Raw genomic sequence first — 16,294 nt, forward strand, 5'->3', positions numbered from 1 at the left:
AATTGTAAAACCATCTAGCACAGCCAAACGATTTGGCGAGCAAAACTGATTGCTCACTGGTCGGATAGATTCTGTACTTAAACGCTTTTAACATCTTGTTTACCAGACTATATTTACCATGGTAAACTATGCAAGGCTAAATTGTCAAGGATTTAATCGTGCTTTGCGGTTCTATTTTGGTCGGGGTTTCATCCCGTCGCTAAAAGCGATGGTCTTTACCCCGACATTTTTGATAAATTGGGTTATGCGTGCAAAGGAGTGAGCGAGTGACGTTTAGCATCGAACCAAAAATTATCAATCCGCCCAAAAACCGTCATGATTATCAATTGTCGGAAGCAATTCGCTATCGTGCTTGGGTAGAGATTGATCGCTCCGCCTTACAACAAAACGTGCGAAAAGTCAAGGCCTTATTAGCCCCAAAAACGGAATTAATGGCGGTAATTAAAGCTGATGCTTACGGACACGGGGCAGTTAAGGTGGCTAACAGCGTTTTAGAAGCCGGAGCGCAATCTTTAGCCATCGCGACTATCGGGGAAGGTATCGAACTACGGGAAGCGGGAATCGTTGCCCCAATTATGATTTTAGGGGCAGTCAATACCCCGGAAGAAGTGGCAGCCTTAGCCCATTGGCAATTGCAACCCACCCTGGTGCAAATCGAACAGGTGCAAATTTTTGCCACCGTGATGAGACGCTTAGAGCAGCGGCTGCCAGTCCATATCAAACTAGATACGGGGATGTCTCGCTTAGGTACACAATGGCAAAACGGCACAAAATTCGTCGAACAGGTTTTAGAGGCTCCTAACCTGAAAATTGCCAGTATATACTCCCATTTTGCCACGGCTGACGATCCCAACCCCGAAATCATGCAGTTACAACGGCAAAGATTCCAACAAGCGATCGCCGAGTTAAGCTCAAAAGGTTATCATCCCCCCTGTCTGCATTTAGCCAACTCTGCCGCTACCCTAAGCGATCGATCTCTGCACTACGATCGAGTTAGAGTCGGATTAGCTCTCTACGGTCTTTATCCTGCCGATCATCTCACCGATAAAGTCCCTTTGCAACCGGTGCTACAAGTAAAAGCGCGCATTGCCCAAGTCAAAACCATTGCCGCCGGCTCGGGAGTGAGTTATGGTCATCAGTACATAGCGGCAAAAGATACTCGTATTGCTGTGGTCGGTATCGGTTACGCTGATGGAATTCCCCGCAATCTCTCCAATCGTTTAAAAGTATCCCTGAGAGGACGTTTAGTACCCCAAATCGGCGCGATAACCATGGATCAGTTAATGATTGACGTGAGCGAGATTCCAGAGGTAAAAACAGGGGAAATCGTCACACTTATCGGTAAAGACGGCCCGCAGTGCATCACCGCCGACGATTGGGCGCGAGATTTAGGTACGATATCCTGGGAAATTCTCTGCGGGTTTAAGCATCGTTTGCCGCGAATTATTATTAGCAACGGCTAATTAGGGTTTGCGGCAAAAAGTTTTTCGGTGGGGGCAGGGTGTGGGGTGTAGGGTGTAGGGTGTAGGGTTTTAGCGATTTTGAGGGGGTCAATTACCTAATTTTCAGGGAAAAAGTACCTAAATTTTCCCCCTGATCACTCCCATATATGCTACTTTTTGGTTTCTAAAAAGTCTAAAAGTTTTACCCAACAAGGTTTTCAGATTTATTGATCAAGCCCTAATTATGGCGGTGATCTTAAAAAATGTCAATTGGCGGCAATTCTTACTGTTGACTGACTGGTGAGATGTGTAATTAACTTTGCTTAGGTACTTACCGTTGCTGAGTGCGATCGCTAATTGCTAGGCTAGATTGCGCGATCAATTCTCCGCCGCTTTAGGTTAAAATAAACAGGGTTAATCGACGGCAACTGATTAGTTTTACCCTAGAGGCAGCGATGACTATAAGCAACGATTTACCCCTACCCCCCGGCAGTTTCGGATTACCCCTATTAGGAGAAACAATCGCTTTTTTGACCGATGGGGATTTTGCCAGCAAACGTCATCATAAATATGGTCAACTTTTCCGTACTCATATTTTTGGCAGTCCCACGATTATTTTATCCGGTGCCGAAGCTAACCGGTTTCTCCTCAGCAACGAGAATAAATACTTTGCGGCAACTTGGCCTAAAAGTACCAAAACTCTCCTCGGCAGCGCATCTTTAGCGGTGCATACAGGAGATGTCCACGCTTCCCGTCGTCGCTTAATCTATCAAGCTTTTCAACCCCGGTCCCTAGCAAGTTATATCCCTACGGTAGAAACAATTACCGCTCGCTATTTAGAGCGTTGGCAAACCGCAAAAACCCTGTCATGGTATCCTGAATTAAGAAACTATACTCTCGATATCGCCTGTAAATTATTTGTCGGTCTTGATCATGGTTCTGCTACCAAATTAGGAGAAGCTTTTGATACTTGGTGTGCGGGACTATTTACCCTTCCCATTCCCCTTCCCTGGACAGCTTTTGGCAAAGCATTACGCTGTCGAGAAGAATTACTACAAGCGATCAAAACTATCATTTTAGAAAGACAAAAAAATGATGACCCCGGCCAAGATGCTCTTGCTATACTTTTACAAGCTAAAGACGAAAACGGTCAAAGTTTATCCTTAGCGGAATTAAAGGATCAAGTGCTATTATTACTCTTTGCTGGTCATGAAACTTTAACCTCCGCTATCGCTACTTTCTGCCTACAAATGGCACTGCATCCCGATATTTTTCAGCTTGTCTTGGAGGAAATAACTAATTTTGATCTATCCACTCCTTTAAGCGTCGATACCCTCAAACAGATGACCTATTTAGATCGCGTTTTAAAAGAAGTTTTACGTTTTACTCCACCCGTGGGAGGAGGATTCCGTCGGGTAATAGAAGACTGTCAATTTAACGGTTATCATTTGCCGAAAGGATGGATAGTGCAGTATCAAATCACCAATACCCATAAAGATAATAATATTTATTCTCGTCCTGAAACCTTCGATCCCGATCGCTTTTTAGCCGAGGAAAAACCCTACGGATATATCCCTTTTGGTGCGGGATTACGCGAATGTATAGGCAAAGAATTCGCTCGTTTAGAGATGAAAATTTTAGCCGTCCGTTTAGTACAAAAATACGATTGGCAATTACTCCCCAATCAAGATCTCACCCTCACCGCTATCCCCACTCCCCATCCTCGCGACGGTTTACAAGTCACCTTTAAACCCCGTTAATCGGCTAGGATAAAAAAACTTTAAAAACAGTTTAACGTTTTTCTCGGAGCCGTGAAATAAATTTCACGGCATTTATTGACCGAACAGAGGTTAATCGGCAGCGGGTAAAGCTTTCGATAATTCTCCATTTTGCCGATGATTTGGTGTATCGAATTCGAGAACTAAGTAACGAATTAAACGCGCTAGGGATTTTTGTAGCAAACCTTCAGCAATTTTTTGTCCCATCTGTTGGGTTTCCGGTTTAGCGATTAGTTTAGTCATCACTGGGACCATAGCCATGGCATCGAATCCTTTTGTTTCCTGTAAAATACTAAAGATGTTGCGAAGATGCTCGAAAGTCTTAGCATCACCCAACAATTCTGGGGGAGTTTCTTGCACCGCTAAACCCACCTGTTCCCGGAAATTAACCGTGAGATTAAACCAAGTGCGACGACCGAAGTTATCGAGCGCATTGACTAACTCATTAACTAATTTTTCGCGGATAAATATACCCCTGTCTGAAAGGAGAAAATCTAACGCTTGATCGGTGACTTTCTCGAAGTTAAAATCATTAGAATCTTTAGCATTACGCAAGAGATTTTCTAAACGATTCCAGCGAAAAGTACCGTCTTTAAACAATAAATCCCGCAGGGAATCTCGCAACTCCGTGGAAGGATCGGTGAGCAGACGTTTAGCAATGTAAGGATAGGCTTTACTAAGTACCTTAAAATTAGGATCGATGCCAATTGCTATTCCCTCTAAAGTCACCATCGAGCGAATAATCAGGGCATAATAGGCAGGAACTCGAAAGGGAAACTCATACATCATCGCCGACATTTTATCGGTGATACTTTTAAAGTTTAATTCTGCCACACTCGCCCCTAAAGCATTACCGAAAACTTCCGAAAAAGCGGGAACAATTGGCTCTAAATTGGTAGTTGGTGACAGGAAGTCTAACTTAACGTAATCCTTGGCCAAAGACTCAAAATCCCGGTTGACTAAATGCACCACCGCTTCGATTAAACCGTAGCGTTGATAGGGTTCAATATTGCTCATCATGCCGAAATCAAGATAAGCTAATTTACCGTCGGGAGTCGCTAATAAATTACCCGGATGGGGATCTGCATGGAAAAATCCGTGTTCAAGTAATTGACGCAAAGAACACTGCACCCCCACATTAACTAAGTGGGTGGCATCAATACCCTGAGCTTGAATTTCTTTGATATTAGTTAATTTTGTGCCGTCCACCCACTCCATGGTTAAAACCCGTCTCCCGGTATATTTCCAGTAGATTTTGGGGATGTAAATTTCGGCAATGTGACCATAAAGTTGAGCGAATTTTTCGGCGTTTTGTCCTTCGTGAAGATAATTAATTTCTTCAAAAATGCGACTGGCTAATTCGTCGGTAATTGCCACTAAATCGGAGCGAAGTCTTTTAATATTACCTTTCACCCAAGTCGCCAAACTACGCATGATATACACATCTAAAGTTATACAGCGAATCAAATCGGGACGCTGTACTTTAACGGCGACTCTCTCTCCGGTTTTTAATTTACCTTTGTAAACTTGTCCTAGGGAAGCGGCCGCTATGGGATTGGGGGATAATTCTGCATAAATTTCTTCGGGAGAATAACCTAATTCTTCTTCGATAAAACGATAGGCAATTTCGTTAGGAAAAGAGGGAATTTGATCCTGGAGAGTGGTTAATTCTTCTAAATATAAAGGCGGTACTAAATCAGGGCGGGTAGAGAGAGCTTGACCGATCTTAATATAGGTCGGTCCCAATTTGGTCAACATTTCCCGCAATTGTACGGCCCGTCTAATTTCATTTTTCGGCGATTTTCCCCGCAGTTTATCCCACCAGATACCGATGACAAAAGATAAAACCGGCAGGGCAATTTCGATTAATCTCCCCAAAACGTCTAGAGGTCGCCCACGGTAATAGTCGTTAATAACTTGGGGATTGTAGCGCCAACTCTCGGCTACGTTGTCATCCATGGGGCCGATATCTTCCCGATGCTCTTCGGGAATATGGACCGGCTGCACTTCAACGGTAATCGCTTCTGGGTTTTGCGTCTCTGGGGAGATCATCTGTTCGGACATAGTTCGGTGACGGGGCAGGGTGATTTGTAAACTATTGTAACAAGTATCGGCTTTCTGCCCGATCTTGTTTCTGTCTCCCTAGTTCTCGGCTCCGGTTCGCCGTCAACTTTCTCCGGATGGTTATCGGTGTTTTTGACGATTTCGAGGCTGATACTGCCCTGATTATCCCGAATGTGATTGTCAAAAAATAGGGCGGTAATTTGGCTGATTTCTAGGACTTTGTTCAATAAACTAGGGACGGCTGACCGATAACTAAATTCACCGCTAATCATCCGAGGTTAAATTGGCTAAGTTAATCATTACTATTACCTCTCAAAGTATTCTACGATAGCTCTCGCTATCGATTCTGCACCATCTTTAGCCAGTTTAACCTTTAATCTGGGCGGTTGGGGGGCTTGCCGTAAAAAGTCCCAATTACCTTGAAAAAATTCTTCACTGCTAATAATTTGATGATCACTATAATCTTGAATTCCGGCCAATAAAATCGCTGATTCGGCGAAACCTTCTCGCATTAGGGAAACAATCGGAACCTCTAATTTTAAAGCCTCGGCAAAGGTACTATATCCTGGTTTGGAAATAATTCGATCGCACAGGGGCATAAAATCCACGGGACGATAGCTCCGATCTGGTTTATCCTGTAAGCGGATTAAATTGGGTAATTCGGGCGCGTTTTTTTCAAAAGTGATAAATTGCCAATCTGGAAAACTGGCGAGGTTATTATATGGAATTGCTTCTAATCCTAACCCCCCAAAACTCAATAAAATAGTTTTTTCTTTGGGGGCATTTAGCTTAAATTCCTGTCGCAATTGTTCTTCACTGTAGCGGGGTGTACCCCCGGTTAAATTTGCTTCTGTGATGTGAGGAAATGCTGTCATTGCTTCCGCTAAAGGCAGTTTAAACAAGCGATCGCATTGATTATAACAACCACTAATCCAATCACTAATACTGGTGAATTCTTCACCCCAATCACGATAGATAAAATCCCAGCCAAAGTTACCAATCATCCAACAAGGAAGCCCCGCGCTTTTGGCAATTAGTGCCGCTAAAGGCGGTAAATCGGCCACAACTAAACCCACACGATTAGTTTTAATAAAATTAACTTCACTGGCAATAATTGACCTTGATTGAGCAATTATTTGTTCTAATTTTTCTTTAGTAGCTAATTTATCCATCGTTAAACTATCCGATTGGATTACCCCCACATCAAACCCCCGATGTCTTTGAATATATTCTCCGGATATATAGGAATCTAATAACCAGCGCGGGGCCGTGGTGACTAATATCGGCAAAATTTCGGGATTAAGTTCAATAATATTAGCTACCACCGAAGCACTGCGGACAGCATGGCCAAAACCATGATTAGTAACGGCAAAATAAACAACAGGACGAGACATAAATATCAAGTAGGGTGAGAATAATAAGCGAGAAATTTTGTTTTTCAGACTGTAGATAATAATTACCCCTGATTTTAGGGAGGCAAATGAGGCAGTATATAAATACTAGCAAAAGCATAATATTCCGCTCCCGATTGACAAGCTTCTTGCAGTAAAGATAAAGCCTCCGAGTCTCCTTGTTTTGCGAAACGTAATAATGCTAACAACCTTTTAATATATTGACTACGATAGTTAATTAATTCTTTTCGTCCACGCATACCATTGAGATCGAACAAATCTTCAACAATTTGACCACGCCGATCCCGACCATAAACACTGGCCAATTTTGCCATTTCATCCCAAATAAATTCAAGATGTGTATTCGGATCGGTTACTCCATCCGTGGGGTCTATTAACAGAGGATTTCCTGTGATATCATCGAGAGGAAAATTTGTGCCTTTGTGATTGGCATCATTACATTTATCACAAGAAAGCAGTAAATTCTCCCAAGTAAAAGTCAGATCAGGATACTGGCTTTTTGGATAAAAATGTTCGATCGCTCCGTAAGTTACCACTGTAATCTTACTTTCACAGTAAGCGCATTTCCCATTAAACATTTTAACTAATGCGTCTTTAACTTGCGGATGACTGTATTTATTTTGTGCTTGGTTAATTTGAGCTTTAGTTGCCTTGTTGTTTGATTTTATTGATTCTAAAGCCTCTAGCCAACGAGCGGCATTTTTAGCTAATACGCGTGGCTCTGATATTCTGGTGACAGGAATCAAGATAAACGCTCCTCTAGTAAGGCATCAATTCGGGATTCTAAACTATTAGGTTGACTAATTTCGCCAAAGGGTTTAACTTCTCCAACAAATAATGACAGTTGTTCATATTCTTCCTTTTCTGCTGCCGCCAGATTTTTATTTTTACGATTTAGTTGGTGGTAACGCTTAATTTTATTTTCTGTCTCAGTGGGAAAGGTTGATTTCAGACCAAAAGCAGAACTTGTTAAAGTACGATCAACATTAGCCGCTAATTCTTTATAAGGAATTTCTACAATCTCTGATTCACCCTCTACCAGATCGATTCGTAGGGTTAAAGACTTTTCCCCCGCACCGGCAGCGATTAAAGGACTATGAGTAGCGACAAAGAATTGAAGCTTGGGAAAAACTTCCTGTAACCATCCAGCAATTTCCCTTTGCCAAGAAGGATGTAAATGAATATCTAACTCATCGATTAAGACGACTCCAGAAGCCTCTGTGGGGTTATCTAGATTGGGGAAGGATTGTAATAATCGCCAAATTAAATCTCCGGCTAAAGCAATCATACTCCTAAAACCATCGGATAAACTAATGGTTGGAACTTTTTGACCGTTAACTAGAAACTGAATCAAGGCATCGGCAGTTACTTCAGCAATTTCTACATTACCGGGTAACAGTTTAGTAATTGCTTCTTCGCCGATTTTTTTCATTTGTTTGGATTTACTATCTTCAGGATTTTTGGCTATTCGATAATCTAAATACACCATCCATCTCTCAAAAGAACTTAAAGATGTATCCTCATTAAATTGGCTGAAAAAGTTGCTAGAGCGTTGCGGGGGTTCAAGACTAGGAACATTCCGTTGATTCTCTCGTGTCAAACGACGGAAAGCTCCATAACCGACGGCAAACCAACCACGACTATCGGAGGCAAAAGCATTGGCTCGCAACCAACCCAAAATTTTGCTATTTTCTTCGATTAATGCTGGTTCTGTATAGGTTTGTTTGTCCTTACTGCCTCCTAATTCTAACCTTTCCTTGCCTGTAACAAAATAGGAATAAGCAAAAGTTTTTCGAATTTTATCCCAACCATATTTTCCCGCATCCCCATCTTCTTGATGAAGCACTGCGGTTAATTTACCCGGTGTCTTGGGATTACATATCCAACCAGTCGGACGTGGTAATAATTCTTTGGCTGCTTCTGGTCCCGCGAGCAGTAAAGCCAAAGCCTGTAAAATCGTGCTTTTTCCTACTCCATTTTCTCCCAATAAAGTGATCCAATGATAAGGTTTAGCATCCTGACGACGTTGATTGGGATTACTAATAAATTTAATCTCTTGATTCTGGAAGCATTTAATGTTTTCGAGTTTTATACTTTCAACCCACATGGACATTCCCCCAGAGAATAACAGCGATCGATAAAATTCTAGCTTATTTGGCCACATCTAGCCCTTTTTGGCCTTCATCTCTAAATCCAGTCAAAAACCCTCTCTTCGGGGAGAGGGTGAATTAGATTTAGGGATTTTCCTCTAATCCAAAGACGCGATTAAAAGCTTTCAAGACTTTATAACCAGAATCGATCGATTCTAGCGGATCTTTCCGCAAACGGTGACGTAAACAGAGAACAATTACCCGACGGATATCATCTACCGTCACAGTTGTCCGTCCTTCCAAAGCGGCCAGAGCTTTAGCGGCGCGATTGGTAACGATATCGCCGCGCAATCCATCCACGTCCAACTCGGAACAAACCTCGGAAATTTTCACCCGCAGCTCATAATCAAGCTCCACGGAAGGCAAAAGATTTTGGGCCTCCACTAGCTTTCTTTGCAGTTCTTCCTGTTCTAAGTTATATTTCTCTAAAAACGAGAGGGGATTGCCATCAAATTCCGCACGCTGTTCCACGATTTTGACCCGTAGAGGTGGTTCTTTGACGGTGTGAATCTCGGCGTGCATTCCAAAGCGATCGAGCAGTTGTGGGCGCAATTCTCCCTCTTCTGGGTTGCCCGATCCCACCAAAACAAACCGGGCCGGGTGACGGATGGAAATTCCTTCCCGTTCCACCGTATTCCAACCACTAGCGGCCGAATCCAATAGCACATCGACGAGGTGATCGTCAAGTAAATTGACTTCATCCACATAGAGAATGCCGCGGTTAGCTTTGGCCAGCAAACCAGGTTCAAAAGCTTTTACCCCTTCTGACAGGGCCTTTTCGATGTCAATCGTGCCACAGACCCGATCCTCCGTCGCACCGAGGGGCAAATCTACCATAGCGACTTTTTTCTTGGCAATGGTCAACGGGATGGCCTCGTCCACCCTTTGCCGCACCTCATCGCTCATTAAATCAGGATCATTGGGGTCAGAATTAAAGGGATCGTTAGCAACTACGTCAATTTCTGGTAAAAGGTCGGCTAAAGCCCTAATGGTGGTCGATTTTCCCGTACCTCGATCTCCCATAATCATCACCCCGCCAATTTTGGGGTCGATGACGTTGAGCATTAGGGATAATTTCATTTCTTCCTGGCCGACAATAGCGGTGAAGGGAAAAACCACGCGGCGAGTTTTCGGAGGAGCTTGGGGAGTCACGGTCATAGGTGGATTCAAAAGTCAAGAGTTTTTGAGTAAAGAATTATATCTAGTGGGGATTCTAGCCGTCAGCTTTCAGCAAAGCTTTATCATTGTAAGTCTTTTTCCCTGCTTTTTAAGATCCAGCGCCAGAGGGGATGACGCGACCCTTCGGCCCGAATTTTCTGCACCCGTTGCTCTAAGCGCAGTTTTTCTCTGGGGGAAAGTCCTAAAATAATGTTGCGACTTTGCCAGACTAACACTGCTCCTGTAATGGCAAAACAAAAGGCTAGACCGATAGAAGGCCAGTAATTGAAAGCTAAAGCGTATCTAAGGGCTGTCCAAGTAAAATATTGCCGCATTAAGGCTATATCATCCCATAAAACCCATAAACTCGCCGAACCAATCCCTAACCAACAACCCAACACGAATAACCAACGACCCCATACCGTCAGTCGATGTAATCTTTGGACTTGTTGCTGTAGTTCAGAATCGGCCATTTCAGTTATCAGTGTGCATTAATCAGTGGAGGTGTGGGGTGATGGGGTGATGGGGTGATGGGGTGTGGGGTGTGGGGTGTGGGGTGTGGGGTGTGGGGTGTGGGGTGTGGGGTGTGGGGAGATGGGGTGTGGGGTGTGGGGTGTAGGGTGTAGGGTGTGGGGTGTGGGGTGTGGGGTGATGGGGAAATGGGGAAATGGGGTGATGGGGAGAATCAATAAAGGTAGTCTATTGACAACTGCTCACTGATTACCACTGTCCACTGAAAACTCAAATCTGATAACTGATAACTGATAACTGATAACTGATAACTGATAACTGAATTATCCCTTGACAATTGCCCCAAAATCTGCTAGGACTCGGGCGTGATTTCGCAGTAAACCCAACAGATTTAAACGATTGCGACGGACAGATTCTTTTTCTGCCATGACTAACACACTATTTTCGCCATCAAAAAAGTCAGCCACCAGGGGAGAAATTGCTGTTAAAGCAGTGACGAGACGCTGATAATCTCTTTGCTCTCTTGCGCTGATAGTTTCGGGAATTAGGGCAATTAAAGCGTTATAAAATGCTGATTCGGAGGATTGTTCAAATAACTCCGTATTGATGATTCCCTTGACTTCTAGGGTAGTTGTATCTAAATCTCCTTTTTGTGCTAGACGGGTGGAGCGATTGACGGTTTCATAGATGTTGGCTAACTGACCATCCTGACGAATTTGGCATAAAAAGCGGGCGCGTTCACGGGTATCTAATAAATTTTCTAAAGCGCGAGACTTATACTCTGGATCGTTTTCCCCTAAAACTGCATTAACGAGATCGTAATCTATCCTCAAATCATCAATTAAGAGAGTTTGCAGACGTTGTAACAAGAAATCTTTAATCAGATTTGCCGGGTTAGGTTTATCGGGATGACTGGTGACAAAATCCTGAGCTATTTGCTCAATTAATGCCAAAAGATTGATATTAAAATCGGCTGACCAGATAATACTAATTATTGCATTGGCAGCCCGACGGAGAGCGAAGGGATCTGAGGAACCAGTGGGCAGCATTCCCAGTCCAAAAATACCGACTAAAGTATCTAAGCGATCGGCAATTCCCACCACTTGACCGGTTATTGTTTCCGGGAGTATATCCCCGGCATTGCGAGGCAGATAATGTTCAAAAATGCCCCGGGCAACTATAGCCGATTCACCACTAATTAAAGCATATTTTTCGGCCATTACTCCCTGTAATTCGGGAAATTCATAGACCATTTGGGTAACTAAATCCGCTTTACAAAGCATGGCAGTGGATTCTATATCACTGCGACTTTGTTCATCGAGATTTAACTGTTCGACGATCATCTGGGCAATTTCCATAATCCGATCGACTTTATCGCGCATGGTTCCCAATTCTTCTTGGAAAGTGACGGTTTCGAGTTGGGGAAGAAAACTATCTAAGGGTTCATCACAATCGGCAGTATAGAAAAATCTGGCATCGGCTAACCGCGCGCGGATAACCCTTTCATTTCCCGCGGAGATAATCTCAGATTTCTGGGGATCGCCATTGGAAATAGTGATGAAATAGGGTGACAAACCCTGTGGAGTTTTGACAGGGAAATAACGCTGATGTGTCACCATCACGGTAATAATTACTTCTGGGGGTAATTCCAGAAATTCATCGTCAAATTTGCCGACAATTGCCGTGGGATATTCGACTAAGTTAGTCACTTCTGCTAATAAATCTGCGGGAATTTCTGCCACTCCCTTGAGTTTTTTGGCCAGGGTGCTAATCTGAGCGGTAATTATCTGTTGACGCGCTTGCGGATCCGCTTCCACAAAAATTGATCGCAAACTGGTTAAATATGCTTGGGGGTGACTAATGGCTAAGGATTGCGGGTGTAGAATGCGATGACCAAAAGTTAAGCGATCGCTGGTTAAAGTGGTAGAGCCATTAATTAATTCTAGGTGCAAAACTTCCCCATCCACTAAAGTTAATAACCAACGAATTGGCCGGGGAAATCTTAAATCTCCATCTCCCCAACGCATAAAACGTCTTCCTTCCAAACGGGTAATCCATTGGGGAATTAATTCAGTTAAAATCTCGGCTGTTTGACGACCTGGAATCGTTTTTTCAATATAGACAAATTCTCCTTTGTCTGTGGCACGAATGGAGAAAGCAGCGGTGCTAACTCCCTGTTTTCGAGCAAAACCCTCACCAGCAGCGGTAATTTTGCCATTTTTGTAGGCGGCACTAACTGGCGGTCCTTTTATCTCCTCGCTGCGAGCTTCTTGCTCCCTCGGTAATCCTGTGATTAACACGGCCAAACGGCGCGGGGTTGCGTAAACTTGAATAGCAGTCGCGTCCAGAGATTCCGTCTCTAAACTCTTGCTAACTCTTTCCCGCAATTGTGCGATCGCGCTATCGACAAAATCTGCGGGTAGTTCTTCTGTACCGACTTCCAGTAAAAAATCCATCTGATTGATTGGCCGTGTTTATGCTTCACCGATCATCTAGGCTATCACAGAAGCCGTGTCCTTAGTTTTTGCTCAGCTGTACTGCATTTAAACTGCATATTGGAAATTTTAGTACAAATGCTCAAACTTCCCCGACCTAGCTCTGGCGCTGCCCACTCTCCTATCCCTTTTAAACATTATGTTAGTATAACTATATGGCGATACAATTGCATTAGCTTGGCTAAAGGGACAAAGTTTATATCATATTTTATCTGTTATGTCAATAAAGTTATGAAACGATTTCTATTATTATTTTGTGTTCTCGTGAGTTTTTTGCTGTTTATCAGCTTTGAGATTGATTTTTCCTTGTCTGCACTAGCTCTAACTCGACAACAGCTAGAAGGGCCGGGGCAGCTGTTGTATCAATCCCGTCAAAGTTTGCGCGATGATACAGGTAGTCCTTGGCAGGTGGTGTTGTTCAAACGAATTAAGGATGGGGAAACCCTAGAAATTAGTTTGCGCTTGGTGGGATTTCCTGAAGGGATTGAGTTTCTCCCTGGAGAAAGATTGACGATAACGACAGCTAAAGGCGAAATTTTAGCGGCTAAGGATGCTTTTGCCGAAAAATCACCAGCAGCTAACGTCGGTCAATACGAGATGCAGGATATCTTACCGCAGCTACCCGTTACTGAAGCGATCGAACTTTCCCTACCCCTAGAGGCTCCCCGTCATCTTAACATCCCGATTCCTGTACTTTTAGAATGGCAAAGTCTGCTTTTTTCGGCAAATGTTCGACTTTTTGGGTTAGGGTGAAAGATGCAGCAAATTGGAATCAGCGACGATGGGAAAGATTAATTTATTAGTCAGTGCCACCTCTGAGGATTGGATAGAACAGGCAATTAATAATTTAGGGATTATTCTGCTCGATCATTCCCATTGTGAGCGAAAAGCGGCAGGAGTGGCCTTAAATCTCATGTTTCGTTATCCTTCCTACGCTTCCCTCGTGCGGAAATTAACTGCGATCGCCCAAGAGGAATTAGAACATTTTGAACAGGTCAATCAATGGTTGGATAAATGGGGAATTCCCCTCGCTCCCTTGAATTCTCCCCCTTATGGTGCTAAATTAAAGGCCCAGATTCGTCACCAAGAACCCGATCGCCTTTTGGATTCTCTGTTAATATCAGCTTTAATCGAGGCGCGTTCCCACGAAAGATTAGGTTTATTGGGAGAATATTGTCCTGATCCCGATTTAGGCAAATTTTATCGCGGTTTAATGGCTTCCGAAGCGCGTCATTATGGTATTTATTGGCTATTAGCAGCGGATTATTTTGAACGTACAGTGATCGAGCAACGTTTAGAAACCCTAGGGGCGATCGAAAGTGAAATTCTCACTACTCTGCACCCGGAACCTCGTATTCATAGTTGATTGCACCCAAGGACAAACCCTATCTAAATTACTCGTTCAACTCAATTTCTCTCTTAGAAAAGGGTAAATCTTGATTGATTGCCTCAATTTCTTCCTGTTCCATTTGATTAATTTCTTGGATATAATTACGGAGAATTTGAGTCATTTTGCCATGATAAAAACGGTGTAAACTGTGATTAGCAGTGGCAGGAAAACCCCGTCTTTTTTTATGTTGTCCTCCCGCACCGGGGTCAAACATGGTAATACCTTGACTAATTGCCCAATCGATCGGTTGATAGTAACAAGCTTCAAAATGTAAACAGTCGTACTCTTGAAAACTGCCCCAGTAACGACCATAAAGATTAGTATCTTTGCGAATACAAAAAGATAAACCCACCGGTTTAGTATCCTTTTCATTTTGGTAGGCAGTAATCAAAACCACTCGCTGACGATAATTCGGATATAATTGTTCAAAAAATTTCTGTGTCAGATATTTACTTCCCCAGTAAAATTTATCACAGGTACTGCTATAAAACCGATAAATTAACGGGAATAAATGATGGGGAATTTCTTCGGCGGCCAGAGTTTTAATAATTAACCCCGCATTAGTCACCGCTTTCCGTTCCCGTTTAATATTGCGGCGTTGATTAGCATTAAAAACCGTCAGATAATCTTCAAAATTGTGAAAACCCTTGTTATTCCAAATATAACTATGATGTAACCAGGGAGTAAAGCCAAAATTTTCCATTAAAATTCGCCATTGGGGATCGACAAAAAGAAAATGACAACCCGACAGATGATTTTGGTCACAAAAATGATCGATCGCCGCTATCATTAAAGCAGTAATCTCCAGTTCATTTTCCCCCGGAGCAATTAAAAAACGATAACCCACCGCCGGAGTAAAAGGGGTCATTCCTAACAGTTTCGGATAGTATCCAATCCCTAAACGATGGGAAAGATCTGCCCATTGATGGTCAAAGACAAATTCACCGTAACTATGACTTTTAATATACAAAGGAGCGGCGGCAATTAACTCAGCACCGCGCCAAACTGTTAGATGAGCCGGTTGCCACCCCGTGCGTCCCGTGGCGCTGCCAGAAGTTTCGATATTATGTAACCATTCCCACTCTAGAAAGGGAGTAGTTAGGGGTTGAGCGAGAGCATCCCATTTTTGTTGGGGAATCTCACTCATTTTATCAATCCAAGCGACAGAATATTGTGGTTTAAGCTGTTCTACCATGGGACAAGATAAGTCAACCTTTTTATTTAAGGTAATCTAGTTTTGAGATTTGTGGGAATCTCGTTCAAGGGAATAATGTAGGAAAATTTCTTCTTGCACGGTTTCCACGCTCAAAAGTTGTAATTTTCTGGCAGAATCAGCCATAAATCCGGTTCCTCCCAGGGGAGTTGCCGCTTTATTGCCTCCTAACAGCAACGGACAAATAGTTAGATAGATTTCATCGATTAAATCTTCAGCTAAAAGAGAGGCAATTAATTCACCTCCTCCCAGAATCGCCAGCTTTTTAATACCTAGGGGGGTAAATTGACTAAAAATAGCCTTCCAATCACCGCAGACTAAGACAAGCTCAAATAAACCCCGATTTTCCCATGCCGCCACTTTTTCCGCTGCCGTGATTAACCAGCGCGGGAAAGGCTGCTGAAAAAATTTCATCCGGGGATCAAGCTGGCCTGAATGAGAACAAACGATCTGTATCGGCTGGGGAGATAATCCCCGTTGTTGACGGTATGCGAGAAAATCGGCATGACGGATAGGAAGACTGGTGTGATAAGCGCGCAGGGTGTTAGCACCGAATAAAGCGGCATCCATGCGCGATAAATGTTGTTCTAGACGCATTTTATCGGTAGCAGAGGCAAATCTGGCCGCTGACTGGTAGGCGTCGGCAATTTTACCATCGGCACTCATGGCTAAAATAACGGTGGTGTGAGGACGATTCATGGCAAATGATGAGGAATATCAC

At 43.3% G+C, this 16,294-nt stretch carries 16 protein-coding genes; 4 read left to right on the forward strand and 12 right to left on the reverse strand.

Going from position 1 to position 16,294, the window contains the following annotated elements:
* On the reverse strand, window positions 1-94 hold a 94-nt coding region (locus O9300_RS17565; RefSeq protein WP_287972481.1), incomplete at its 3' end, for a helix-turn-helix domain-containing protein.
* 172 nt (window positions 95-266) lie between these two features.
* Between O9300_RS17565 and alr the strand changes: the two genes are divergently transcribed.
* Complete coding sequence (alr, locus tag O9300_RS17570) at window positions 267-1,463, forward strand: alanine racemase (protein ID WP_287973012.1); 1,197 nt, start codon at window positions 267-269, stop codon at window positions 1,461-1,463.
* 434 nt (window positions 1,464-1,897) lie between these two features.
* Window positions 1,898-3,202 (forward strand): cytochrome P450, encoded by a 1,305-nt coding sequence (locus O9300_RS17575; RefSeq protein ID WP_287973014.1) that lies wholly within the window; start codon window positions 1,898-1,900, stop codon window positions 3,200-3,202.
* A 90-nt stretch (window positions 3,203-3,292) separates the two neighbouring features.
* Here O9300_RS17575 and O9300_RS17580 read toward each other — a convergent pair whose 3' ends face one another.
* From O9300_RS17580 to glyS, 9 genes are all read right to left on the reverse strand, one after another.
* The gene (locus tag O9300_RS17580) at window positions 3,293-5,284 is read right to left on the reverse strand and encodes an ABC1 kinase family protein (protein WP_287973016.1); all 1,992 of its coding nucleotides are present in this window, start codon (window positions 5,282-5,284) and stop codon (window positions 3,293-3,295) included.
* The gene (locus O9300_RS17585) at window positions 5,269-5,556 is read right to left on the reverse strand and encodes a hypothetical protein (protein ID WP_287973019.1); all 288 of its coding nucleotides are present in this window, start codon (window positions 5,554-5,556) and stop codon (window positions 5,269-5,271) included. Before O9300_RS17585 ends, O9300_RS17580 begins: the two co-directional genes overlap by 16 nt.
* Before the next feature lie 33 nt (window positions 5,557-5,589).
* The gene (locus O9300_RS17590) at window positions 5,590-6,678 is read right to left on the reverse strand and encodes a glycosyltransferase family protein (RefSeq protein ID WP_287973021.1); all 1,089 of its coding nucleotides are present in this window, start codon (window positions 6,676-6,678) and stop codon (window positions 5,590-5,592) included.
* A gap of 74 nt (window positions 6,679-6,752) precedes the next feature.
* Window positions 6,753-7,442: a retron system putative HNH endonuclease gene (locus tag O9300_RS17595; RefSeq protein ID WP_287973024.1), complete on the reverse strand. Its 690-nt coding sequence runs from the start codon at window positions 7,440-7,442 to the stop codon at window positions 6,753-6,755.
* Window positions 7,439-8,860, reverse strand: a complete 1,422-nt coding sequence (locus tag O9300_RS17600; protein WP_287973027.1) for an AAA family ATPase — start codon at window positions 8,858-8,860, stop codon at window positions 7,439-7,441. The genes O9300_RS17595 and O9300_RS17600 overlap by 4 nt, the downstream gene beginning before the upstream one ends.
* 70 nt (window positions 8,861-8,930) lie before the next feature.
* Window positions 8,931-10,004 (reverse strand): magnesium chelatase ATPase subunit I, encoded by a 1,074-nt coding sequence (gene bchI / locus O9300_RS17605; protein WP_287973029.1) that lies wholly within the window; start codon window positions 10,002-10,004, stop codon window positions 8,931-8,933.
* A gap of 83 nt (window positions 10,005-10,087) precedes the next feature.
* The gene (locus O9300_RS17610) at window positions 10,088-10,477 is read right to left on the reverse strand and encodes a hypothetical protein (RefSeq protein WP_044034869.1); all 390 of its coding nucleotides are present in this window, start codon (window positions 10,475-10,477) and stop codon (window positions 10,088-10,090) included.
* 18 nt (window positions 10,478-10,495) lie between these two features.
* Entirely contained in the window at window positions 10,496-10,693 is a 198-nt protein-coding gene (locus O9300_RS17615) for a hypothetical protein (protein ID WP_287973031.1), read from the reverse strand.
* Window positions 10,694-10,798: 105 nt separating this feature from the next.
* Complete coding sequence (glyS, locus tag O9300_RS17620; protein WP_287973034.1) at window positions 10,799-12,931, reverse strand: glycine--tRNA ligase subunit beta; 2,133 nt, start codon at window positions 12,929-12,931, stop codon at window positions 10,799-10,801.
* 270 nt (window positions 12,932-13,201) lie between these two features.
* On the opposite strand from glyS, the gene O9300_RS17625 reads away from it, so the two are divergent.
* On the forward strand, window positions 13,202-13,723 hold the full coding sequence (locus O9300_RS17625) for a DUF3122 domain-containing protein (RefSeq protein ID WP_287973035.1): 522 nt from the start codon (window positions 13,202-13,204) through the stop codon (window positions 13,721-13,723).
* A 28-nt stretch (window positions 13,724-13,751) separates the two neighbouring features.
* Entirely contained in the window at window positions 13,752-14,336 is a 585-nt protein-coding gene (locus O9300_RS17630) for a MiaE family protein (RefSeq protein ID WP_287973037.1), read from the forward strand.
* A gap of 28 nt (window positions 14,337-14,364) precedes the next feature.
* Here O9300_RS17630 and O9300_RS17635 read toward each other — a convergent pair whose 3' ends face one another.
* Window positions 14,365-15,555, reverse strand: a complete 1,191-nt coding sequence (locus tag O9300_RS17635; RefSeq protein WP_287973039.1) for a GNAT family N-acetyltransferase — start codon at window positions 15,553-15,555, stop codon at window positions 14,365-14,367.
* Window positions 15,556-15,591: 36 nt separating this feature from the next.
* Window positions 15,592-16,272 carry a RibD family protein gene (locus tag O9300_RS17640; RefSeq protein ID WP_287973040.1) on the reverse strand — a complete coding sequence of 227 codons (681 nt, stop codon included), beginning with the start codon at window positions 16,270-16,272 and terminating at the stop codon, window positions 15,592-15,594.
* Window positions 16,273-16,294 lie beyond the last annotated feature (22 nt).

The sequence above is a fragment of the Microcystis sp. LE19-195.1E genome (genome assembly GCF_027532095.1).
Lineage (GTDB): Bacteria > Cyanobacteriota > Cyanobacteriia > Cyanobacteriales > Microcystaceae > Microcystis > Microcystis aeruginosa.